Source organism: Streptomyces sp. NPDC054863 (genome assembly GCF_053610825.1).
Window position 1 is genome coordinate 54,635 of record NZ_JBSGZD010000004.1, and the last position, 21,436, is coordinate 76,070.

The 21,436-nt window shown below is 70.2% G+C and carries 20 protein-coding genes; 17 read left to right on the forward strand and 3 right to left on the reverse strand.

Annotated features, from left to right (window positions below; all coding sequences use genetic code 11):
- Nucleotide 1: 1 nt before the first annotated feature.
- Nucleotides 2-1,615 (reverse strand): N-acyl-D-amino-acid deacylase family protein, encoded by a 1,614-nt coding sequence (locus tag ACWGIG_RS01800; RefSeq protein WP_453319486.1) that lies wholly within the window; start codon nt 1,613-1,615, stop codon nt 2-4.
- Between the two features lie 17 nt (nt 1,616-1,632).
- Entirely contained in the window at nt 1,633-2,970 is a 1,338-nt protein-coding gene (locus tag ACWGIG_RS01805; protein WP_453319487.1) for an alanine racemase, read from the reverse strand.
- A 126-nt stretch (nt 2,971-3,096) separates the two neighbouring features.
- Here ACWGIG_RS01805 and ACWGIG_RS01810 point away from each other — a divergent pair, with 126 nt between their 5' ends.
- The 6 genes from ACWGIG_RS01810 (at nt 3,097) to ACWGIG_RS01835 (ending at nt 9,248) form a co-directional block, all read left to right on the forward strand.
- Nucleotides 3,097-4,134, forward strand: coding sequence for a sugar kinase (locus ACWGIG_RS01810; RefSeq protein ID WP_453319530.1), 1,038 nt, complete (start codon nt 3,097-3,099; stop codon nt 4,132-4,134).
- 73 nt (nt 4,135-4,207) lie between these two features.
- On the forward strand, nt 4,208-5,011 hold the full coding sequence (locus ACWGIG_RS01815; RefSeq protein WP_453319488.1) for an IclR family transcriptional regulator: 804 nt from the start codon (nt 4,208-4,210) through the stop codon (nt 5,009-5,011).
- Nucleotides 5,008-5,421, forward strand: a complete 414-nt coding sequence (locus ACWGIG_RS01820; protein ID WP_453319489.1) for a RidA family protein — start codon at nt 5,008-5,010, stop codon at nt 5,419-5,421. The genes ACWGIG_RS01815 and ACWGIG_RS01820 overlap by 4 nt, the downstream gene beginning before the upstream one ends.
- 214 nt (nt 5,422-5,635) lie before the next feature.
- Nucleotides 5,636-7,105: a GntP family permease gene (locus tag ACWGIG_RS01825; protein ID WP_453319490.1), complete on the forward strand. Its 1,470-nt coding sequence runs from the start codon at nt 5,636-5,638 to the stop codon at nt 7,103-7,105.
- A gap of 109 nt (nt 7,106-7,214) precedes the next feature.
- A complete protein-coding gene (locus ACWGIG_RS01830) occupies nt 7,215-7,781 on the forward strand; it encodes a hypothetical protein (protein ID WP_453319491.1) in 567 nt (188 codons plus the stop codon).
- Nucleotides 7,782-7,910: 129 nt separating this feature from the next.
- Complete coding sequence (locus ACWGIG_RS01835; RefSeq protein ID WP_453319492.1) at nt 7,911-9,248, forward strand: Nramp family divalent metal transporter; 1,338 nt, start codon at nt 7,911-7,913, stop codon at nt 9,246-9,248.
- A gap of 51 nt (nt 9,249-9,299) precedes the next feature.
- Here ACWGIG_RS01835 and ACWGIG_RS01840 read toward each other — a convergent pair whose 3' ends face one another.
- Nucleotides 9,300-10,343, reverse strand: coding sequence for a chitinase (locus ACWGIG_RS01840; RefSeq protein ID WP_453319493.1), 1,044 nt, complete (start codon nt 10,341-10,343; stop codon nt 9,300-9,302).
- Between the two features lie 438 nt (nt 10,344-10,781).
- On the opposite strand from ACWGIG_RS01840, the gene ACWGIG_RS01845 reads away from it, so the two are divergent.
- The 11 genes from ACWGIG_RS01845 (at nt 10,782) to ACWGIG_RS01895 (ending at nt 21,409) form a co-directional block, all read left to right on the forward strand.
- A complete protein-coding gene (locus tag ACWGIG_RS01845) occupies nt 10,782-11,750 on the forward strand; it encodes a hypothetical protein (protein WP_453319531.1) in 969 nt (322 codons plus the stop codon).
- A gap of 96 nt (nt 11,751-11,846) precedes the next feature.
- Nucleotides 11,847-12,554 carry a Flp pilus assembly protein CpaB gene (gene cpaB / locus ACWGIG_RS01850; protein ID WP_453319494.1) on the forward strand — a complete coding sequence of 236 codons (708 nt, stop codon included), beginning with the start codon at nt 11,847-11,849 and terminating at the stop codon, nt 12,552-12,554.
- Nucleotides 12,555-12,714: 160 nt separating this feature from the next.
- Complete coding sequence (locus tag ACWGIG_RS01855) at nt 12,715-14,349, forward strand: AAA family ATPase (RefSeq protein WP_453319495.1); 1,635 nt, start codon at nt 12,715-12,717, stop codon at nt 14,347-14,349.
- Nucleotides 14,346-14,753 carry a TadE/TadG family type IV pilus assembly protein gene (locus tag ACWGIG_RS01860; RefSeq protein WP_453319496.1) on the forward strand — a complete coding sequence of 136 codons (408 nt, stop codon included), beginning with the start codon at nt 14,346-14,348 and terminating at the stop codon, nt 14,751-14,753. Before ACWGIG_RS01855 ends, ACWGIG_RS01860 begins: the two co-directional genes overlap by 4 nt.
- Nucleotides 14,754-14,805: 52 nt before the next feature.
- On the forward strand, nt 14,806-16,143 hold the full coding sequence (locus ACWGIG_RS01865) for a CpaF family protein (protein WP_453319497.1): 1,338 nt from the start codon (nt 14,806-14,808) through the stop codon (nt 16,141-16,143).
- Between the two features lie 8 nt (nt 16,144-16,151).
- On the forward strand, nt 16,152-17,087 hold the full coding sequence (locus ACWGIG_RS01870; protein WP_453319498.1) for a type II secretion system F family protein: 936 nt from the start codon (nt 16,152-16,154) through the stop codon (nt 17,085-17,087).
- Between the two features lie 15 nt (nt 17,088-17,102).
- Nucleotides 17,103-17,993, forward strand: a complete 891-nt coding sequence (locus tag ACWGIG_RS01875; RefSeq protein WP_453319499.1) for a DUF5936 domain-containing protein — start codon at nt 17,103-17,105, stop codon at nt 17,991-17,993.
- 56 nt (nt 17,994-18,049) lie between these two features.
- Nucleotides 18,050-19,366 (forward strand): sensor histidine kinase, encoded by a 1,317-nt coding sequence (locus ACWGIG_RS01880; protein WP_453319500.1) that lies wholly within the window; start codon nt 18,050-18,052, stop codon nt 19,364-19,366.
- Between the two features lie 41 nt (nt 19,367-19,407).
- Nucleotides 19,408-20,433: a response regulator gene (locus tag ACWGIG_RS01885; protein ID WP_453319501.1), complete on the forward strand. Its 1,026-nt coding sequence runs from the start codon at nt 19,408-19,410 to the stop codon at nt 20,431-20,433.
- A 128-nt stretch (nt 20,434-20,561) separates the two neighbouring features.
- Nucleotides 20,562-20,798, forward strand: a complete 237-nt coding sequence (locus tag ACWGIG_RS01890) for a hypothetical protein (RefSeq protein ID WP_453319533.1) — start codon at nt 20,562-20,564, stop codon at nt 20,796-20,798.
- Nucleotides 20,795-21,409: a pilus assembly protein TadG-related protein gene (locus ACWGIG_RS01895; protein WP_453319532.1), complete on the forward strand. Its 615-nt coding sequence runs from the start codon at nt 20,795-20,797 to the stop codon at nt 21,407-21,409. The genes ACWGIG_RS01890 and ACWGIG_RS01895 overlap by 4 nt, the downstream gene beginning before the upstream one ends.
- The last annotated feature ends 27 nt before the right edge of the window (nt 21,410-21,436 follow it).

Genomic DNA, 21,436 nt, shown 5'->3' on the forward strand with positions numbered 1-21,436 from the left:
GTCACTTGCCGCGCCTGCCGGTGCCGCGCACCGCCCGCCCCGCCAGCACGTCCGTCCGCCGGCCGTCCCGCATCACGAACTTCCCGTCGACGAGTACGTGCGGAATGCCCACCGGCAGCGTGCGCGGGGCCTCGAAGGTGGAGCCCGCCGCGACCGTCTCCGGGTCGAAGAGCACCAGGTCCGCCCGGTAGCCCTCGCGGACCAGGCCCCGGTCGGCGAGCCGGAGCCGGGCGGCCGGGCGGGAGGTCAGGTGGGCGACGGTCTCCTCCATGGACAGGACGCCCAACTCCCGTGCGTACCGGCCGAGATACTGCGGGAAGGTGCCGTACGCGCGCGGGTGCGGCTTGTACCCCTGGAGGATGCCGTCGCTGCCGCCGGTGTGCACGCGGTGGCGCATGATGGCCCGTACGTTCTCCTCGTGGCCGACGTGCTGGAGGATCGTCGAGCCGAGGCGGTCGTTGACGAGGAGCCGCCGGGCGGTCGTCCAGGGGGCCTCGCCGCGCGCGGCGGCGGAGGCGGCGATGGTCTTGCCGACGCAGCCCGCGAGACCGGGGTCGGAGACTCCCGAGACCTCGATGGTGTCCCACTCGATCGGCACGCCGTGGCAGCCGTCCGCGCCGATCACCTCCATGTGGTGGCGGATCTTCTCGGCCGTCGTGTCGTCCTGGAGGCGGGCCATGATCGAGTCCGGGCCGCCCTCGCTCGCCCAGCTCGGCAGCATCGCGACGAGCGTCGTGCAGCCGGGGGTGTAGGGGTACGTATCGAGGCTGATGTCCGCGCCGTCGGCGAGCGCCGCGTCGAGCAGGGCGATCAGGTCGGGGGCCTTCCCCTTGTTCACGCCGAAGTTCATGGTGGCGTGCGCGAGGTGCAGCGCGCACCCGGCGGTGCGGGTGAGGTCCACCATCTCCTCGTACGCTTCGAGCGCCCCCGCGCCGTACGAGCGGTGGTGCGGGCAGTAGTAGCCGTCGTACGAGGCGACCACCCGGCACAGCTCGGTCAGCTCGGCGTCGTCGGCGTACATGCCGGGCGTGTACGTCAGCCCGGACGACATGCCGACGGCGCCCTGCTCCATCCCCTCCGCCACCAACTGCCGCATGCGGTCGAGCTGTTGGGGGGTGGCGGGCCGGTCGTCCCAGCCGACGGCGTGCATCCGCACCGTGCCCTGCGGGATCAGGTACGCGGCGTTGACCGCGATGCCCTGCCCGCCGAAGTTGCGGTCGAGCCGGTCCAGGTACTCGCCGACCGTGCGCCAGTCGAAGTCGATGTCCGAGCCGTCGCCGTTCCACCCGGTGATCGCCGTGCGGACCGCGGCCAGGGTGCGGTCGTCGACGGGTGCGTACGAAAGCCCGTCCTGGCCGAGCACTTCGAGGGTGACGCCCTGTGCGGCCTTCGCCGAGTGGGCCGGGTCGCGGAGCAGGGCGAGGTCGGAGTGGGCGTGCATGTCGATGAAGCCGGGGGAGAGGGCGAGCCCGTCGGCGTCCAGCACCTCGGCGGCGGTGAGGCGTGCGTCCGTCGAGATGGTGGTGATGCGGCCGTCGGTGACGCCGACGTCGGCGCGGTAGGAGTCGCCGCCCGAGCCGTCGACGACCAGGGCGCCGCGTATCGCGAGATCCATGGAGGGGGCCGGCCCTTCTAGAAGAACGTACGGACGAAGTCGACAGCGGTGCCGTCGGCGTCGACGACGGGGATCAGCTGCCACTTGTCGAAGATGGTGCAGGGGTGGGAGAGGCCGAGACCGACCCAGTCGCCGACCTCAAGGCCCGCGCCGTCCTCCGTCGCGGCGTCCGTCGCCCCGGTCGTCAGCCAGCCGTGCTGGTCGGACAGGCCGGTGAGGGTGATGCCGGTCGCCGGGCGGACCTTGCCGTCGCGCGCGGAGCGGACGACCTGCGCCTCGGGCAGGTGGAGGTCGTACGCGGCGTCGCGCTTGCCCGCGTTGATGAACGCCTGCGTGGGCGTCGGCCGGGACACCACCTGCGCCCAGAGCCGGAACGCGGGCTGCAACTCCCCTTCCTCCGGCACCCGGTTGAAGGGGGTCAGCTCCTTGTAGTGACCGTCGTCGTGCGAGACGTACGCCCCGGAGCGCAGCAGCTTCAGCACGGGAAGCGACAGCTTCGGGACCTCGGCGAAGACGTCGGCGACCGCGTCGAACCAGGCGCTGCCGCCCGCGCTGAGCACGATCTCGTCGATGCCGGCCTCCAGGAAGTACCCGGCCCGGTCGAACTCGACCGCCAGCGAGACGAGTTGCCGCAGCCAGGACCGCACCCGCTCGCCGTCGGCCTGCGGCACCTCGCCCTCGTACCCGGCGACACCGACCAGCCGCAGCGTGTCGGCCACGGCCACCGCGTCGGCGACCCGCGCGCAGTCGGCCGGGGTGCGCGCCCCGGTGCGCGCGCCGTCGCCCGCACCCAGCTCCACGACCACGTCGAGCGGACGCGAGGCGCCCGCCGTGCGCAGTGCCTCGTCCATCAGCTCGACGCCGCGCACCGAGTCGACGTAACAGACGAAGCGGAAGTCGGGGTCGGCGTCCAGCTCGCCCGCGATCCAGCGGAGCGCGGCGGCGTCGACGACCTCGTTGGCGAGGAAGATCCGGCGGATCCCGTACGCCCGGTAGACGCGCGCCTGGTGCGGGACGGCGGCGGTGATGCCCCAGGCGCCGCGCTCCAGCTGGCGGGCGAAGAGCTGCGGGGCCATGGAGGTCTTGCCGTGCGGGGCGAAGGCGAGGCCGTGCCGCTCGGCGTACGTCTCCAGGAGGGAGAGGTTGTGGTCGAGGGACTCGGCGGAGAGCGCGAGCAGCGGGGTGGTGAAGCCGCCGTCGAAGAGGGAGCGGCGCTCGGCCGCGAGCTCGCCGACGGTGAGGCCCGCGGCCTCGGCGTCCGGCGGGAGGGCCTTGAAGCGGTGGGTGACCAGCTCTTGCGCGAGCTGCTGCACGACCGGTGCGGCCTGCCTGGATGTGTCCTGCTCGGCTCCCATGGCGGGCTCCTCCCTCCGGGTCGTTGCAAATATTGCAACGCCCATTGCGTATATCGCTCCCCGATGTCTAACATCCGAGCCGTGTCCGCACAACAGTCAGGTACAGGTACCCACCCCGCCGACGACATCGGCCTCGACGTCAGCTCCGACGTCGCCGTCGACGTCGTCTGCCTCGGTGAGTCCATGGTCACCTTCCTCCCCTCCCGCCCGGGACGTCTCGCCGACGTGCCGTCCTTCGGCCGCACCATCGGCGGCGCCGAGTCCAACGTGGCCTGCGCGCTCGCCCTGGGCGGGCACCGGACGAAGTGGGTCAGCCGGGTCGGCGAGGACGGCTTCGGCACACATCTGCTGGACGCGATCGGCGCGTACGGCGTCGACGTGTCGGACGTGACCCGCGACCCGCACCGCCGTACCGGCATCTACTTCCGCACCGCCGACGACCGCGACGACGCCACCCACGAGGTCGCCTACTACCGGGCGGACTCGGCGGCCTCCGCGATGTCCCCGGACACCGTGGAGCGCGAGGCGCTGTTCGGTGCGCGGGTGCTGCACCTGTCCGGCATCACCCCCGCCCTGTCGGCGGACTGCCTGGCCCTGATGCGCAGCCTCTGCGCCCCCGCCGAGGGCCGCCCCCTCCTCTCCTTCGACGTCAACTACCGCCCCGGCCTGTGGAGTTCGGCGGGCGAGGGTGCCCGCGTACTGCTCGAACTGGCCCGTGGCGCGGACCTCGTCTTCGTGGGCGAGGGCGAGGCGGAGGCGGCCTGGGGCGTACGGGGCGGAGCGCGGGCGGTCCGCGCGGCGCTGCCCGGGCCGGCCGTCCTGGTCGTCAAGCAGGGTGCGGCGGGCGCCACCGTCTTCGCCGACGGCACGGTCCACCACGTCCCCGCCCCCCGCGTCGACGTCGTCGCCCCCGTCGGAGCGGGCGACGCCTTCGCCGCGGGGTTCCTCTCCGCGACACTGCGCGGACTCGGCGTACCGCTGCGGCTGCGGCACGGGCACCTCGCCGCAGCCGCCGCGCTCACCGTGCCCGGCGACGTGGCCGCGGTGCCCGCCAGGGAGCACGCCGACGCGCTGGCCGCACTCGACGCGGACGCCTGGGGGAGACTTCGTCTGGGCCCCGGGTGGACCGAGACAGGGCCGCACCAGGAGGTACGTACCGCGTGAACGAGCGAAGCGAGCGAACAGTCAAGAGGGGCGTCCCGGGCGAAGGCCGGGCCGAGCGCGGCGAGGCACGAGCATGAGCCAGACAGTGGACCGGGCACTCAGCATTCTTCCCCTGCTCGCGCAGGGGCCCGCCGACCTCGGGCAGGTCGCGACGCGGCTCGGCGTGCACAAGTCGACCGCCCTGCGCCTGCTGCGCACCCTGCACGAGCACGGCCTCGTGCACCGCCAGCAGGACCAGCGCTACCGGCTCGGCGCCCGCCTCTTCGCCCTCGCCCAGGAGGCCGTCGAGAACCTCGACGTGCGCGACATCGCCCACCCCTACCTCAAGGAACTCAATGCCGAGTGCGGACACACCGTCCACCTCGCGGTCCGTGAGGAGGGCGAGGTCCTCTACATCGACAAGGTGGAGAGCCGCTACCCGGTGCGGATGTACTCGCGCATCGGCAAGCCCGTCGCGATCACCGTCGCGGCGGTCGCGAAGCTCCTCCTCGCCGACCTCCCCGAGGACGAGCGGCGCACGATCGCCGAAAAGCTCGAATACCCCCAGTACACGTCCCGCTCCACGCCCCACTCCACCGCATTCCTCAAGGAGTTGACGCTCGTACGGGAGCAGGGCTGGGCCACCGACCTCGGCGGCCACGAGGAGTCCATCAACTGCGTCGGCGCACCGATCAGGGGCGCGGACGGCAAGGTCGTCGCCGCGATGTCGGTCTCCGCACCGAACGTCGTCGTCACGCGGGAGGAACTCCTCACCCTCCTCCCGCTGGTGCGCCGCACGGCGGAGGCGATCAGCCGCGAGTACTCCGGCACCGGGACCCTCCCCGACACCACCACACCCAGTACCCCGAACACCTCTCACACAAAGGCAAGTTCATGACCGACAAGCTCCAGAAGACCGCGATCACCCCGTCCACGCACACCGCCCCGCCCGCGAAGTTCTCGCACGGCGTGCGCAAGGGCGGCCTGCTCCAGGTCGCCGGTCAGGTCGGCTTCCTCCCGGCCGTCGAGGGCCAGGCCCCGACCCCGGCGGGCCCGACTCTGCGCGAGCAGACCCTCCAGACCTTCGCCAACGTCAAGGCGATCCTCGAAGAGGGCGGCGCGACCTGGGAAGACGTCATGATGATGCGCGTCTACCTCACCGACGTGGACCACTTCGCCGAGATGAACGCGATCTACAACGAGTACTTCGCCGACCTCAAGGAAGCCCCGTCGGCCCGCACCACCGTGTACGTCGGCCTGCCTGCCGGTCTCCTCATCGAGATCGACGCCCTCGCGGTCCTGGGCTGAATCCCCCTCGGGCCGACCCCCTTCCGCCCTCCGGCTGAAGCCCGCCCCGGCGCTGAAGGCCCCCTCCGGCCGTAGCCCCCTCTGAGCTCACGGCACGGCGCGCTCCCCACCCCCCCGTACAGGGGAGCCGCCGTGCCGTGATCCCCCCTGCGCCAAATCCCCAGCAAGAAGTCTTTGCGCGCCCAAGTGAGCCCGGAAACAACGGAGTTCTCCCATGCTGCTCGCCGCCCCCGCACCCCCCGTGACACCGCACACGGGTGGTCTCCTCGCCCTCGTCGGCGGAACGCCAGGACTCCTCACCGTCGCCGTCCTCGGCATCGCCCTGCTCCTCTTCCTGATCATCAAGGTCAGGCTCCAGCCCTTCGTGGCACTCCTGGCGGTCTCCATAGCCGTCGGCCTCGCCGCCGGGCTCTCGGTCACCGAACTCTTCGGCACCGTCCAGAAGTCGGCCCTCCCCTCGGTCATCGAGACCGGCATGGGCGGCATCCTCGGCCACGTCGCGATCATCATCGGCCTGGGCACGATGCTCGGCGCGATACTCGAAGTCAGCGGCGGCGCCCAGGTGCTGGCCTCCCGCCTGCTGGGCCTCTTCGGCGAGAAGCGCGCCCCGCTCGCGATGGGCCTCACCGGCCTGATCTTCGGCGTCCCGGTCTTCTTCGACGTCGGCATCTTCGTCCTCGCCCCGATCGTCTACGCGGCGGCCAAGCGCAGCGGCAAGTCCGTCCTGCTGTACGCGATGCCGCTCCTCGCGGGCCTCTCCATGACCCACGCGTTCCTGCCCCCGCACCCGGGCCCGGTCGCCGCCGCAGGCCTGTTCAAGGTCTCCCTCGGCTGGGTGATCCTGATGGGCATCGTCGTGGGCATCCCGGCCGTGCTGGCCGCCTGGGGCTACGCCGCCTGGATCGGCAAGCGCCTCTTCGTACCCGTACCGCAGGACATGGTGGAAGCGGCGGAGGAGGCGAAGGCCGCGGTCGCCGCGGAGCAGCAGGCGGCGGGCGTGCAGCCGCGCGAGGACCCGGTGTCGCTGGCCACCGTGCTCGCCATCATCGGCACCCCGCTCCTCCTCATCCTGGGCGCCACGTTCTCCTCGATCGCGCTCGCGGAATCCACCCTCCGCTCGGTCATCGAGTTCTTCGGCAACCCCTTCGTCGCGCTGACCATCGCCCTGTTCCTCGCGTACTACCTGCTGGGCATCCGCCGCGGCTGGTCCCGCAAGTCCCTGGAGACGGTCTCGACCGCTTCTCTCAAGCCGGTCGGCAACATCCTCCTGGTGGTGGGCGCGGGCGGCATCTTCGGCGCGGTCCTCAAGGGCAGCGGCATCGCGGGCGCCCTCGCCGAGACCTTCGACAACGTCGGCCTGCCGATCATCGTGCTCGCCTGGCTGATCTCCGTCGTCCTGCGGGTGGCCCAGGGTTCGGCGACGGTCGCGATCGTCACCACGGCGGGCATCGTGGTCCCGATGATCGAGGGCCAGGACCTCTCGCAGGCCCACCTCGCCCTGATCATCATGGCGATCTCGGCCGGCTCGATCTTCGCCTCGCACGTCAACGACGGTGGCTTCTGGATGGTCGCCAAGTACTTCGGCATCTCGGAGCGCGACACCCTGAAGTCCTGGACGGTCCTGGAAACGGTCCTGTCGGTCGCGGGCTTCGCGGTGGCGGCGCTGCTGAGCCTGGTGATCTAGGGACGGTTCTCGTACGGGGTCCGGCCCCGGGCCCCGTACGAGCCCCGAACGCCCCCGGCCATACTGGGACTCCGGCGGAGCGACAGCAGGAACAGAGGGGCTGAGGGCGATGGACCAGTACGGACAAGGGCAACAAGGACCCGTCCCCCCGACCGCACCCGGCGCACCCGGTCCCCACGGCGCCTTCGGCCCACCGCAGCCGGGCTACCAGCCCCCGCCCCAGCCCGGTGGCCACCAGCCCCCGCCCCAGCCGGGCGGCCACCAGCCCCCGCCGCACCAGGCCTACCACCAGCCCACCCCGCCCCCGCAGGGCTACCAGCCCACCCCGCCCCCGCAGGGCTACCAGCCCGCCCCGCCCCACCTCCTCCATGCCCCGGCCCCCGGCCCCGAATTCATCGCCGCCGACGCGCACTTCGGGGTGGTCATCGATGCCGCCGGGGTCGCCTTCGACGCGGACGGGCAGCTCGCCGAGTTCCCCTGGCACGAGCTGGGCACGGTCCAGTACCGGCCGAGCCCGGTCGGTCAGCGGCTGATGGTCGCCGCCGTCCTGCCCGACGGCCGCTTCTTCGAGTGCGTGGTCAACGCCCGCAAGGCCGCGGTGCTCCAGCAGTGGCTGGCGCAGATCGCGTACGTCACCAGCCACTACCTCGCCACCCGCGGCGGCTTTCCCGGCTGAGCACCCGTCACACCCGCTCGTAACGCTGCGATACGGAGACGATCCGGCCCGCCCCCTTGCGCCGCCCGCGCCGCCCCCGCTTTGGTGATCCGGATCATCAGGGGGACGAGCAGGAAGCAGGGAAACACCATGTCGGACAGCGTGCAGGGCAGCGAAAGCGGCAAGGGCGGGGTGCCACCGGAGGTGGCCGACTCACCATCCCCCCGCAAATCGAGTTGGAAGTACATCGGCCCCGGCATCGTCGTCGCCGCCACCGGTGTCGGCGCCGGTGACCTGGTCGCGACGCTGATCGCGGGCAGCAAGTTCGGGTACACCCTCATGTGGGCCGCGGTCATCGGCTGCATCGTGAAGATCGCGCTCGCGGAGGCCACCGGCCGCTGGCACCTGTCCACCGGAAAGACGCTGTTCGAAGGCTGGCGCAGCCTCGGCCAGTGGACCACCTGGTACTTCGCGGTGTACGTCGTGATCTGGGGCTTCATCTACGGGGCCACGGCCATGTCCTCGTCCGCGCTGCCCATCGTGGCGCTGTTCCCGGACGGGCCCAGCCTGAAGTTCTGGGCGATCTGCTGCGGGCTGGTCGGCCTGGCCTTCGTCTGGTTCAACCGGTACGCCGTCTTCGAGAAGGTCATGACCGTACTGGTCGGGATCATGTTCGTGGTGGTCGTGTACGTGGCGATCCTGGTCGGCCCGTCCGTCGCCAAGTCCTTCGCGGGCCTCGCCCCGGTCCTCCCGGACGGCTCGCTGCTCTACACCCTCGGCCTGATCGGCGGCGTCGGGGGCACCATCACCATGGCCGCGTACGGCTACTGGGTGAACGCCAAGGGCATGACCAACTCGTCCTGGATGAAGGTGATGCGCCTCGACAACAGGGTCGCGTACATCACCACCGGCATCTTCGTCGTCGCCATGCTGGTCGTCGGCGCGGAGCTGCTGCACTCCTCCCACCTGGCGCTCACCAAGGGCGACCGGGGGCTCATCGACCTCGGCAAGATCCTGTCGGACCGCTTCGGTGCGACCACCTCGAAGCTGTTCCTGATCGGCTTCTTCGCCACGTCGTTCTCGTCCCTGATCGGGGTGTGGCACGGGGTGAGCCTGATGTTCGCGGACTTCGTGGAGCGCTTCCGCCGCGACCGCGAGGGCGCACCGGTCGAGCTGGGCTCGGCGGCGGAGGTCGCGGAGGGCAAGCGTGAGAAGTCGAAGTACTTCCGCTGGTACCTGCTGTGGCTGACGTTCCCGCCGATGGTGCTGCTGTGGCTGGACCAGCCGTTCGGCCTGGTCGTGGTCTACGGGGTGCTCGGCGCGTTCTTCATGCCGTTCCTCGCACTGACCCTGCTGTGGCTGCTCAACTCCTCGCGCACGCCCGGCGAGTGGCGCAACGGCATCCTCAGCAATGTGCTGCTGGCGGCGAGCGGGCTGCTGTTCCTGGTGCTGTGCGTGCAGCAGGTCATCGACGTGTTCGAGAAGTAGGGGCGGTACGGAGGCGGGGGCTCGCCCCCGCCTCCGTACCGTACGACCGCCTTACGGCATCGCCCGCACGTGCGCCCCGACCGACTTCGACCACTCGTGTCCGTCGGTCGCGTCCCAGTTGGTGGACCAGGCCATCGCTCCGCGCAGCCCGGGGTACTTCTTGGCGGGCTTGAACTTTCCGCAGCCGGTGCCCTTGGTGAGGCAGTCCAGGGCGTTGTTCACGACGGCGGGTTCGACGTAACCGGCTTCCTTGTTGCGCTTGTTGGAAGGGAGGCCGAGGCCCACCTGGGACGGGTCGAGGCCGCTCTCCAGCTGGATGCAGGCGAGGGCGGTGAGGAAGTCGACGGTGCCCTGCTGGTAGGTCTCGCCGTCGCAGCCCTTCATCGAGCCGGAGTTGTAGAACTGGGTGTTGACGACGGTCAGGAAGTCCTTGATGTTGAGCGCGGTCCTGAAGTAGTCGCTGTCCTTGGACTGCATGTCCACGGTCTGCGGCGCCATGGTGACGACGAGCTTCGGACCCACCTTCTGATGGAGGGACTTGAGGGCACGCGTCATGTACTCGGCGCTGAGCCCGTTCTCCAGGTCGATGTCGACGCCGTCGAATCCGTACTCGGTCATCACCTTGTGGACGGAGTCCGCGAACCGCTTCGCGGAGTCACCGTCGTCGACCTCGACCTTGCCGTTCTCGCCGCCGATCGAGATGATCACCGACTTGCCCGCCTTGCGCTTGGCGGCGACGTCCGCCTTGAACTCCGCGACGGTGTACCCGCCGAGGGCCTTCGAGTCGAGGGTGAACCCGACCTCGCCCTTCTCGCCCACCAGGTCGGCGAAGGAGACGGCGACGATGTCGTACGCGTCGGGGACGTCCCGCAGCTTCTCGACCTTGGCGCCGTTGGTGAAGTTCTGCCAGTAGCCGGTGAGGGCGTGGGCGGGCACCTGGGGCGCTCCGGCCGCCTTGCGTGCGGCGCCCTTCTCGGCCGGGCCCGCCCCGCCGTCGTCGTCCGGGGACGCGCACGCCCCGAGGGCCCCGGTGATCAGGACGGCGGCCGCCGTGCCGATCGCGAGCCGGCGGCGGGTGCGGGGGGTGCTGAGCACGTGCGGTCTCCAGTCGGAAGATGCAGCCGAAAAGGGGTGATAAAAGGAGTGAACCGACCAAAGTGGTTCAGACCAATCCAGATGTCAAGTGGGCATGGTTGGGCGGATCACGGAAGCCCATTGTCGGCCGCTTCAGGCCCCGACGTCGAAGAATGGCCCGAAACCCTCTCCCGCCGGTCCCCAACCGGAACGCATGATCACAAGCGGTAGTGCCACAGTGACATGCGGTCGCCGTGATCCAAGCCGGGCAAGCGGAGCGAAACCACCACTCCACGAAGATCAATCTCACTGCGATTCGGGTGAGTTGAGAGGCGTACGGGATCTCTGGAAGCTGTTCTCTACCACGAATGACGTGGCTAAAGTGCTGATGCACCACGTGTGAGCGGGAACGGGCGGGCGACGGGGAGCGGGGACATCGACGTGCCGACAGCGATAGCCGTGACCAGCGCCGACCTGGTGCTGCCGCCGACCGACCAGCAGACCCCGACCGCGACGCTCCTCCAGGGCCCCGACACCCAGTCCCTGGACGAGGCGCTCGCCGAAATGAACGTCACGCTCGAACGGCACGGATACGTCGTCGCCCTCTACCCCGCGTCGATCCCCGCCGCCCACGAGCGCCGCCTGCACACGGTCCGCTCGGTCCTCGAAACCGACCGCATCGCCCTCCTCAAGCTCGACCTGCCCCCGCTGGGCATCGCGGTCCTCGCCCGCCAGTTGCGCCAGCTCTCCGTCTGCGACTTCAGCGCGGGCGTCCTCGCCTCCGCGGCCCGCCTGCTCTCCCACTACGTGTACGCGGGCGCGCTGCTCAGCTCCGTCACCAAGCTCGACCGCATCCCGGTCAGCCTGAAGTCGCACGCGAAGTCGTGGCTGCCGGGCACGCAGTTCGCCGTCACGGCCAACCCGGAACCGCAGCTGATCAAGGTCAGCGGCAAGGCCGGTGGCAGGAGCGGCGGCGGTGCCGGAGGCAAGGGTGCCGGCGGCAGGAGCGGCGGCGGTGGCGGTGGCAAGGGTTCCGGAGGTGGGAGCGGTGGCGGAGGCAAGGGTGCCGGCGAGGAGGCCCTCACCGGACCGGAATTCTCCACCCAACTGGCAGTCGCGCACGGCCAATTGTCCTCCCCCTGGGTCACGGAGGTCCTGGCCCCCGGCTGGCAGGTCCAGGGCATCCAGGAGGTCGAACTCCCGGCCGCCTCTCCCGCTTGGTGGGGAACTCCCAAGCTGGTCGAGTTCGCCGCCTTCCTGCCCGACATCTCGGTCCTCTACCAACTGGTCTCCTCGGTACGGCGCGAGCAGTGCCACTGGTGCGGAATCCAGCTGATAGGAGACCGCTGCGGCTTCTGCTCCGCCCCGGTGGCCCCGGCCGAGAACCCACTGCACGCGGCCGGCGCCCTGAACCGCGGCTCGACGTAACGCCGTGCCGCTGCCGCCCGCGCACCACCACGCTCACCGTCCGTCGACCGCCCGCCCGCCCCGGGTCCCACGTTCCTGATCGAGGTAGCTCGCCCCATGAACTCACGTCAGCGCCGCGGCATCATCCTGCTGCTCCTGTCGGTCCTGTGCGCCATCGGCGCGTTCGTCGGCGTGCTCTCGGTGATCCGCGACGTGAACTCGAAGGTCGGCCCCGAAGTGACGGCGTACCGGCTGAAGGGGGACGTGGCCCCGTACAAGGCGCTCAACGACGCACAGTTCGAGAAGATCGAGATGCCGAAGCGCTGGCTCTCGGAGAACGCGATCACGGACATCTCCGAAATCCGCGGCAAGATCGCCGTGACCCAGCTCAAGGGCGGCTCGCTCCTCCAGACCGACATGCTCGTGAAGAAGCCCGAACTGGCGGCGGGGGAGCAGGAGATCGCCATCATGATCGATGCGGCGACGGGGGTGGCGGGGAAGATCAATCCGGGGGCGCGGGTGAACATCTACGCGACCTTCGAGGGCAAGGAGAAGACCGAGGCGGACCAGTCCCGGGTGATCGTGGCAGGGGCGCGGGTGCTCGACGTCGGAAAGATCACCGCTCTCGAACCCTCCAGGGAGGACCGCAACCGGGCCAACACGGACGCGGTTCCGATCACCTTCGCCCTCAGCACCCTCGACGCCCAGCGCGTCGCCTACGCCGAGTCGTTCGCCAAGCACGTCCGGCTGGCGAGGGTGGCCGACGGCAGCGACCCGAACGTCACTCCGCGGGACCGCACGTACACGCTCAACGGGGACAAGTAGTGATCCGGCGCCGTGCGGTCACCAAGGGCCGAACAGTCCGTGCGGTCACCAAGGGCCGAACACTCCGTGTGGTCACCAGGGGCCGAACGGTCCGTGCGGTCACCAGGGGCCGGACAGTCCGTGCGGTCACCAGGGGTCAAGCAGTAAGGATGGGAGCCCGATGACGACGCGTATCCTCCCGGCGGTGGGCGACCCGGACGCCGCCCGCGCCATCATCACCCTGCTCAGCCAGCTCCCGGACGCGGAACCGGCCTCGCCCGCCCCCGACTCGACCTCGCTGCTCGACACCCTCGCCAGGCTGGCGGGCGAGTCGCTGGACGAGCTGCCCGAGGTGGTGCTGGTCCACGAGCGGATCGGCCCCGTTCCGGCCCTGGAGCTGATCCGCGAGGTGGCACTCCGCTTCCCCGCCGTCGGCGTCGTCCTGATCTCCGCCGACACCAGCCCGCAGGTCTTCACCGCGGCGATGGACTCGGGCGCCCGCGGCATGATCGGACTGCCGCTCGGTTACGAGGAGCTGGCGGGCCGGGTGCACAACGCGGCCTCCTGGTCCGTGGGCGTACGACGCCACCTGGGCGCGGGCCCCGACGTCTTCTCCGGCCCCGGCGGCACCGTCGTCACCGTGACCGGCGCGAAGGGCGGCATGGGAGCGACCCTGACCTCCGTCCAACTCGCCCTGGCTGCAAGGGCGTCCGGCAGGTCGGTGGCCCTGGTCGACCTCGATCTCCAGTCCGGGGACATCGCCTCGTACCTCGACGTGCAGTTCCGGCGCTCGATCGTCGACCTCGCCGGGATCTCCGACATCTCGCCCCGCGTCCTCCAGGACGCCCTCTACACCCACGCCACCGGCATCGGCCTGCTCCTCGCCCCCGCCGAGGGCGAACGCGGCGAGGAGGTCACCGACCGGGTCGCCCGCCAGGTCGTCAGCGCCCTGCGCAACCGGTACGAGGTCGTGGTCGTCGACTGCGGGACCCAGATGAACAGCGCCAACGCCGCCGCCGTCGAGATGGCCGACCAGGCACTCCTGGTGGTTACCCCCGACGTGGTCGCGGTACGGGCCGCGAAGCGCATGGTCCGGCTCTGGGAACGGCTCCAGATCCGCAAGGCGGAAGAGACGACGACCGTCGTCAACCGGCACACCCGCAACAGCGAGATCCAGCCCCCCCTGGTCGAGCGGATCACCGGCACCAAGGTCGCCCGCAGCGCCGTCCCCTCCCACTACAAGGAACTCCAGCCGGCGGCCGACGCGGGCCGCCTCCAGGACCTGGACAGCCGCAGCACCGTCAAGCAGGCGCTCTGGGCGCTGGCGGGGGAGCTGGGCCTGGTGAAGACGGCGGAGACGGCGCAGGGCGGGCGCGGCAGACTGCGCAGCGACCGGGGCTCGGTCGGACTGCGGGGCCGCAAGGACCGTACGAAGAACGACCGGGGCGCGCTCACCGTCGAGCTGGCCGGGATGGCGCCGCTGATCCTCTTCGTCCTGGTGCTGCTCTGGCAGTGCGTGCTGTGGGGCTACACCTTCACGCAGGCGGGGAACGCGGCGGACGAGGGTGCCCGGGCGGCAGCGGCGGCGTTCGCGACGGACGGCGACGGACCGGGGGCGTGCAGGGAGGCCGCACTGAAGAACGTGTCGGCGAGCTGGCGGGCGGACGCGGACGTGCAGTGCGTCCGCGCCCCCGCGGGCGGGGTCGTGACCTCGACCGTGAAGCTCAAGACCCCGATGCTCTTCCCCGGCGCCGTCAACCTCCCGTGGACCGTCACCGGCAACGGCGGAGCGGCCAGCGAGGAGGCCCCGGAATGAGCACACCGGCAGTGCACACGACGCACCGGCCACGGCTGCGGGACGCCCTGCGCGCCAAGGGCCGCCGTGACCGCGGCTCCGCGATCCTCGAATTCACCGGCTTCCTGCCGATCCTGCTGATCGTCGCGGTCGCCGTCATCCAGCTCGGGCTCATCGGGTACGCGGGCTCGCAGGCCGGTACGGCGGCGAGAGCGGCGGCCAGGGCGGCATCCCTGGAGCCGGGCACCGGAGAGGCCGCAGGACTGGCCTCGATCAGTGGCTGGATGCGGGGCGGCGCCACCATCTCCGCACCGGACGGAGACTCCGTGGTCGGCACGGCCACCCTCCAGGTCCCCTCCCTGTTCCCCGGGTTCTTCGGCCCGGTGACCCGCACCGTCACCATGCCGCGCGACGAGCCCATGTAGGAGCAGCCCGCACCCCCGCCCCCCCCGCACACGTAACCAGAAACGGACCCACATGAGCCTGCGGCAACGTATCGCCGCCCCCGAGGAGCACGGCGGGGGGCGGGAGGACGGCCACCTGGTCGCCACCTACCGGGCGAAGCTGCTCGAAGAGATCGACCTCGCCGAGATGTCGTCCCTCGCGGCGGCCGAACGACGCGCCCGCCTGGAGCGCGTACTCGGCCACATCATCAGCCGCGAAGGTCCCGTCCTCTCCACCTCCGAGCGCTCCCAGCTCATCCGGCGCGTCGTCGACGAAGCCCTCGGCCTGGGCGTCCTGGAACCGCTCCTCGAAGACGCCTCCATCACCGAAATCATGGTGAACGGCCCCGACTCGATCTTCGTGGAACGGGCCGGCCGCGTGGAGCAGCTCCCGATGCGCTTCGCCTCCACCGAGCAGCTCATGCAGACCATCGAGCGCATCGTCTCCACCGTCAACCGCCGCGTCGACGAGTCCAACCCGATGGTCGACGCCCGCCTCCCCTCCGGCGAGCGGGTCAACGTCATCCTCCCGCCGCTCTCCCTCACCGGCCCCGTACTCACCATCCGGCGCTTCCCGAAGGCGTACCGGCTGGACGAGCTGATCGCGCTCGGCACCCTGGACCACCAGATGCTGATGCTGCTGTCCGCCTTCGTCAGGGCCCGCTTCAACGTGATCGTCTCCGGCGGCACGGGCTCCGGGAAGACCACCCTCCTCAACTCCCTCTCCGGCCTCATCCCGGAGCGCGAGCGCATCATCACCATCGAGGACGCCGCCGAGCTCCAGCTCCAGCAGGCCCACGTCATCCGCCTCGAAACCAGGCCCCCCAACGTCGAGGGCAAGGGCCAGATCACCATCCGCGACCTGGTCCGCAACTCGCTCCGCATGCGCCCCGACCGCATCATCGTCGGTGAGGTCCGAGGCGGCGAGACCCTCGACATGCTCCAGGCCATGTCCACCGGCCACGACGGCTCGCTCGCCACCGTCCACTCCAACAGCGCCGAGGACGCGCTGATGCGCCTGCAGACCCTCGGCTCGATGTCGGAGGTCGAGATCCCCTTCGAGGCGCTCAAGGACCAGATCAACAGCGCCGTCGACGTGCTCGTCCAACTGGACCGGCTGCCCGACGGCTCCCGCAAGATCAGCGAGATCGCCCTCCTCGTCTCGCACGGCCGCGAACAGTTCCAGATCGTGACCGTCTCCCGCTTCCTCGCCCAGCCGATGAGCCCCGACCGCCTCGTCCACGGCTACTTCGAGCACCTGCCGATGCCGCGCCGCACCGCGGAACGGCTCTACCTCGCGGGCGAACCCATCCCGCCCGCCTTCGGCGTGGTCAACGACCAGAACGCCCTCCATCTCCGAGAGGCCCAGTAGGTACGGCTATGGACAACCCCGCAACGCTGGCGACGGGCGCGACGCTGCTCTGCTGCGTCCTGGCCATCCTCGGCATCCACACCTACTCCTCGGGGCGCGCCCAGCGCGCCGCCCTGGAGGACCGCCTCGCCCTCACCACCGGCCACTCCACGGGGCGGCGCCGCAACTTCGCGGCCATCGACCGCAGGCTCCGCAGAACGGCCCTCGGCAAACGCCTCCAACTGCGCCTGTCCGCGACCGGACTCGACCTGACACCGGGCGAGTTCTTCGTGTACGTCCTGGGCGCCGCCGCCGCGCTCTGGCTGATCGCCAGCTCGGTGCTCGCCCCGTTCTTCGGCCCGGTCGCGGGCCTGGTCGCGCTCTGGGCGGCCAACACCTTCCTCAACTGGCAGCGCCAGAAGCGCATCGAGGCATTCATCAACCAGCTCCCCGACCTGTCCCGCATCCTCGCCAACGCGACGGCCGCGGGGCTGGCGCTGCGGACGGCACTGGGGATGGCGGCGGAGGAGCTGGAAGCCCCGGCCGGTGAGGAACTGGCAACGGTGGCAAGCCAATTGGCGGTGGGCCGGTCGATCGACGACGCACTCGGCGAACTCGCCGCACGGCTGCCCTCCCGCGAACTCGTCGTCCTGGTCACGACACTGGTGCTCTCCAACCGAGCGGGCGGCACCGTCGTCGGCTCGCTGCGCAACCTCACCGAGACGCTGGAGGAGCGCAAGGAGACCAGGCGCGAGGTCCGCACGATGCTGTCGGAGGTCAATGCCACCGCCTATACGATCCCGCTGCTGGGGCTGGGGGCGATGGTCATGCTGAACACCATGACGCCGGGGTCCCTCGCCAAGATGACCGGCCACCCCATCGGGCAGGCCGTCGTCGTCGTCGCCATCGTGCTCTACGCACTCGGCTTCATCGTGATGCGCCGCCTCGGCAAGATCGAAGTCTGAGGAGGCTGGCGGACCATGACCGAACTGCTGCTCGCACTGGCCCTGGCCCTGAGCGTCACCGGCATCATCTACGGGATCAAGATGTACCGGACGGAGGCGAAGGTGCCCGGCGACCTGGCCGTGGCCCTCGAAGTCGGTGCCTCCCGCGTCTCCGGCAAGGACTCCCTGATCGACCGTTTCGGCATCCGCTTCGCCCCGGCGGTACTCAGGGCGATGGGCCCCGTCAGGGTCGACAGGAAGCGCCGCAAGATCGACACGGCCGGCAACCCCGGCGGCCTCACCCTCGACCGCTACGCGGCCCGTCGCGCCTCGTACGGCGCCTTCGGCCTGGTCGCCGGATTCCTCCTCCTCATCAACGACATGACGCTCTTCGCGGTCTTCGCCCTGGCCTACGGATGGTTCGCCGCCGACGCCCTGATCTGGCAGGCGGTCCGCGCCCGCAAGGACGTTATCGAACGCACCATCCCCGACTTCCTCGACGTCCTCGCGGTCGTGGTGAGCGCGGGCCTCGGCTTCCGCCAGGCCCTCGACCGGGTCGCCGAGAAGTACGAGGGCCCCTGGGCCGACGAACTCCGCATCACCCTGCGCCAGATGGACATGGGCGTCAGCCGCCGCCAGGCCTTCGAAGAGCTCCGCAGGCGCAATGACTCGGAGCAGGTCTCCCAGTTCGTCACCGCTCTCCAGCAGGGCGAGGAACTGGGCTCACCGATCGCCGACACCCTCATCCAGATCGCCAACGACATGCGACGCACCGACGCCCAGAACTCCCGGCGCCGAGCGGCCAAAGCCATCCCCAAAACGACCGTCGTCACCCTCACCTTCATGATCCCGGCGACCTTGATCCTGATCGTCGCGAACATGTTCCTCGGGTCGGACGCCGACTTCGGCTCACTCTTCAACGGCTGACGACGATGCACCTCCCGAGCCTCCCAAGCTTCCCCGGTCTCCGCAGCAGAGCAGGAGTGTTCCTGGGCGGCGCCCACGCCCAGGAACCCGCCCCGGCCTCCGCCCTGGCCGAGGACGCCCCGGCCCCGAGCATCCGCATCCAGACCAACGCGCTCCAGGCCCTCTGCCGCCAGGTCTTCGGCTTCCGGCTCACGATGATCGCGCTGGGCGCGCCCTTCGCGCTGGAGCGGGCCGACGGACACTTCGGCGTGGGCCTGGTCGGCGCGGCGGTGGTGGCCAGCTTCGTCGGCTCGTACGCCATGCTGCGCGACTGGGAGACCTTCGCCCCGCTCCTCATCAAATACCGCTCGCTGATGGCGGCCGACCTCGCCTTCGGCTCCGTACTCCTGCTGACGGCCTCGCCCGACTCGGCGCTCGGGTACGCCACGGTCTGTACGCCCCTGCTCGCCGGCCTGCTGTACGGCTGGCGGGGCGCGGGCATCTTCGCGGTCGTCCAGATACTCCTGCTCGGGGCGGCGTACGTGGCCTGGTCGAGCCGGATGTCGGGCCCGGCCAGCACCCTGCTGATCAGCGCCTTCTGCGTGGCGGCCGGAGTCGTCGGGGTGACCCTGCGCAACCTGATGTTCCGCTTCGGCGAAGCCACCCAGGCCCTCTCGGAGGCCAAGGCCAGGATCGCCGTCACGGACGCGGTCGGCGAGGAGCGGGCCCGCCTCGCCCGCGAGATGCACGACTCGGTCGCCAAGACCCTGCACGGTGTGGCGATGGCGGCCGAGAACCTCGCCACCTCCGCCGACCGCATGGACCCCATGACGGTGAAGCACCAGGCGGGGATGGTGGCACGCTCGGCCCGCCGGGCGGCGGCGGAGTCCCGCGAGATCCTCTCGGACCTGCGCCGTCAGGCGGACTACGAGGACGGCGGAGTGGACGTGGCGGAAGAACTGACCGCGCGCATCCAGGACTTCGCCGCCAGGACCGGCGTCGCCGCACACCTCGCCCCCGTGGGCCCGGCCCCTGTCCCTTCCGTACCGCACGCCGTGGCCCGCCAGCTCGTCACCGTCGCCACCGAAGCCATGGAGAACAGCCACCGGCACGCCCAGGCCCAGCAGATCACCGTCGAACTCGGCACGCTCGACGGCATGCTCCGGGTGAGCATCCTCGACGACGGCAGGGGCCTGCCGCCCGGCCTCTGCCTGGACGAACTCCGCAGGGCGGGCCACTTCGGGCTGGTCGGCATGGTGGAGCGGGCGGCCGGCATCGGCGCACGCATCCGCATCGGCCGGGGCCGCAGCGAGGGCGGCACGGAAGTACGCCTCGAACTCCCGGTGTCGGCGCTCACCGCACCGGCCGCAGCCACCCCCGGGCACCCGGACTGACCGCTCGTTCCCCGTCCCCACTCCTGAGAGGAGGCCGCAACATGCCGGAAGCACGCTACGAAAGCACCTCGTACCACTCAGGTCCCCGGTCCGCGTCGACGCACGTGTCCCAGCACACCTCGTCGCACACGGTCGCACCCCGCTCGGAACACACCCCCCAAGGGACTGCCGTCCCCCTTCTTCCGTCGGACGCGGCGTTCCCGATGTCCTTCCCGACCCCCGTTCTGCGGGTGGTGATCGTCGACGACAACCCGGTCGTACGGGCCGGACTGACCGCACTCCTGGGCTCGCGCGCCGACATCGACGTGGTCGCCGAGGCCACCGACGGCCGCCAGGCACTCGTCGTGGCCGAGCACTGCCGCCCGGACGTCGTCCTCCTGGACGTACGCATGCCGGGCGTGGACGGCCTGTCCGCGCTGCCCCACCTGGTGAAGGTGGCGCCGGTGATGATGCTGACGTACAGCCGCGAGAGCGAGATCGTGCAGGAGGCGCTGCGGCTGGGGGCGGGCGGCTATGTGGTGCACGGCGAGTTCACGGCCGATCAACTGGTCTGCGCGGTAAGGGACATCAAGGAGGGCCGGGCCCACTTCACGGCCTCGGCGCAGAATGCCCTGCTGGCCCACATGAGGGGCGATACGGGGGCGACGGAGCTGCCGGAGGGACTGGGGTCGGTGTACGCGACGGGCGTCCCGTACACAAGCGGTAGTGCGACTGCACATGTCCGGGAAGCCCTCAACTCAAGTCCAGATGTCTCAAGTTCCTCACATCGGAACACAAGGTCTTCGCGCCTGCAACCAGACATGCCACAGTACGCCTTGGAGCGCGAGCGGCAGGCGTACGGGCTGAGTGCGAGGGAGGTGGAGGTCATGGATCTCATCGCCGCAGGCATGAGCAACCAGCAAATCGCCGCCACCTGCTTCATCAGCGAGAAGACGGTCAAGAACCACATCAATCGCATCTTCGCGAAGCTGCACAGCACGACGCGGAGCGAAGCGATAGCGCGGTGGGTGGGCACGGCGAGGAGTGGCCGGCCGGGCTTCGGGGGAGGGATGATCGGTCATGGCTAAGTCTGCGATTTGGGCCCAGAGTTGGGCCCACGGGCCCTCTGGGGGGCGAGTGCTTCCGGAGTATGTTTCCGGCAGATCGAGCGACCGCACTGACCAAGGAACGTACGCCGGACCCGGAGGGCTTCACCATGGCGCAGGACATCTCGCTCAAGGCAGTAGCGAAGGCAACGATCGCGGTCGGGCAGTGGCGCGACACGGTTGTCGAGCGGATGCACAAGAAGGCGGACAGGGGCGCGAGCATCGTGGAGTACGCGGGGCTGGTGGTGATCATTGCGTTGATTGTGGTGGCGGTGAAGGGGACGAATCTGGGTACGTTGATCGCCACTGCGCTGACGGCGGCGGTCGGTCGGATCACCGCTGGCTGAAGCTTGCCCGTAGGGGCGGTGACCGAGGGCAGACCCTTCCCATGTACGTCGTGGTGGTGGGGGGTCTGCTCTTTCTTGCGTTCGTCTACTTCGCCTTTGCCCAGGCTGCCGTTGCCCGCAACGGGGGGCAGTCCGCGGCCGACGCGGCGGCACTGGCGGCAGCCCAGGACGTACGCGACGAATTGACCCAGGGCTTCTTTGATGACATCGCCAACCCTGAAGTGCTGGTGGAGTGGCTCGACGCGAAGCGCTTTGAAGGCACAGGACTAGGTGCGGCCACCCAGTTGGCTGCGGCGAACAGGGCGGACCTGGTCAGCGTTCAACCTGCCTCGGTGCAGGGAGATCCGGCCTTCGAGGCGAACATCCGGACTCAGTACACCGTCGGCAAATCAATCCTTCCTGGGACGGAAGGCACGCACGCAAACGCCAATGCCACAGCGGTTATTGAGCCCCTGTGTGTGATTGCTCCCGATGCGGACCTCGCAAAGCTGGTCGTCATCGACTGCAAGGGAAGCGGCATCTGGGAGATAGATCCCACGAAGATCGCAGAGTTGGATCCCGCTGCGCTCCCCAAGGCGAATGACCTGTTCTCCGTCCATCTTGCCGAGTGACCTGCGAATTTCGAGAAGAAGGAAGAG

What these genes read in the sequence shown, in the direction of transcription:
- ACWGIG_RS01875 (WP_453319499.1), top strand. Translation starts at nt 17,103, where the DNA reads ATGACCGAACTGCTGCTCGCACTGGCCCTGGCCCTGAGCGTCACCGGC.
- ACWGIG_RS01825 (WP_453319490.1), top strand. Translation starts at nt 5,636, where the DNA reads ATGCTGCTCGCCGCCCCCGCACCCCCCGTGACACCGCACACGGGTGGT.
- cpaB (WP_453319494.1), top strand. Translation starts at nt 11,847, where the DNA reads ATGAACTCACGTCAGCGCCGCGGCATCATCCTGCTGCTCCTGTCGGTC.
- ACWGIG_RS01805 (WP_453319487.1), bottom strand. Translation starts at nt 2,970, where the DNA reads ATGGGAGCCGAGCAGGACACATCCAGGCAGGCCGCACCGGTCGTGCAG.
- ACWGIG_RS01815 (WP_453319488.1), top strand. Translation starts at nt 4,208, where the DNA reads ATGAGCCAGACAGTGGACCGGGCACTCAGCATTCTTCCCCTGCTCGCG.
- ACWGIG_RS01800 (WP_453319486.1), bottom strand. Translation starts at nt 1,615, where the DNA reads ATGGATCTCGCGATACGCGGCGCCCTGGTCGTCGACGGCTCGGGCGGC.
- ACWGIG_RS01860 (WP_453319496.1), top strand. Translation starts at nt 14,346, where the DNA reads ATGAGCACACCGGCAGTGCACACGACGCACCGGCCACGGCTGCGGGAC.
- ACWGIG_RS01830 (WP_453319491.1), top strand. Translation starts at nt 7,215, where the DNA reads ATGGACCAGTACGGACAAGGGCAACAAGGACCCGTCCCCCCGACCGCA.
- ACWGIG_RS01870 (WP_453319498.1), top strand. Translation starts at nt 16,152, where the DNA reads ATGGACAACCCCGCAACGCTGGCGACGGGCGCGACGCTGCTCTGCTGC.
- ACWGIG_RS01835 (WP_453319492.1), top strand. Translation starts at nt 7,911, where the DNA reads ATGTCGGACAGCGTGCAGGGCAGCGAAAGCGGCAAGGGCGGGGTGCCA.
- ACWGIG_RS01885 (WP_453319501.1), top strand. Translation starts at nt 19,408, where the DNA reads ATGCCGGAAGCACGCTACGAAAGCACCTCGTACCACTCAGGTCCCCGG.
- ACWGIG_RS01820 (WP_453319489.1), top strand. Translation starts at nt 5,008, where the DNA reads ATGACCGACAAGCTCCAGAAGACCGCGATCACCCCGTCCACGCACACC.
- ACWGIG_RS01865 (WP_453319497.1), top strand. Translation starts at nt 14,806, where the DNA reads ATGAGCCTGCGGCAACGTATCGCCGCCCCCGAGGAGCACGGCGGGGGG.
- ACWGIG_RS01855 (WP_453319495.1), top strand. Translation starts at nt 12,715, where the DNA reads ATGACGACGCGTATCCTCCCGGCGGTGGGCGACCCGGACGCCGCCCGC.
- ACWGIG_RS01890 (WP_453319533.1), top strand. Translation starts at nt 20,562, where the DNA reads ATGGCGCAGGACATCTCGCTCAAGGCAGTAGCGAAGGCAACGATCGCG.